The sequence below is a fragment of the Alkalibacterium sp. m-11 genome (genome assembly GCF_054658155.1).
This window is the reverse complement of sequence record NZ_BAAGIR010000668.1, coordinates 1-235: the sequence shown is the minus strand read 5'-3', so window position 1 is coordinate 235 and position 235 is coordinate 1. Positions and strand designations below refer to the sequence as shown.

The following is a 235-nucleotide window of genomic DNA, read 5'->3' as shown; positions in this document are numbered from 1 at the left end:
AAGAAATCTTTGCGCTGATTGGCAATCTTCTCGTGCTTTTTGGCCACTTGAATGCGTGCTTTATTGCGGTTCTTACCGCCTTTTTGTTTGAGGGATAACGACCGTTGCGCTTTCTTCAGCTTCTTTTCGGACTTGTAAAGAGGTTTTGGATTTTTGTGCTTCTCAGTCTCCCCTAAATCATTGGTGGTGACCGCAAAATCCGAAATACCCAAATCAATCCCGATCTTCCGTTCAA

1 protein-coding gene is annotated in these 235 nt (G+C 43.8%); it reads right to left on the bottom strand.

All coding sequences use genetic code 11. The features are described 5' to 3' along the window. Positions 1–235, bottom strand: a 235-nt coding sequence (locus tag ACYQ2O_RS13850) for a transposase (RefSeq protein ID WP_459796889.1), incomplete at both ends; no start/stop codon positions are given.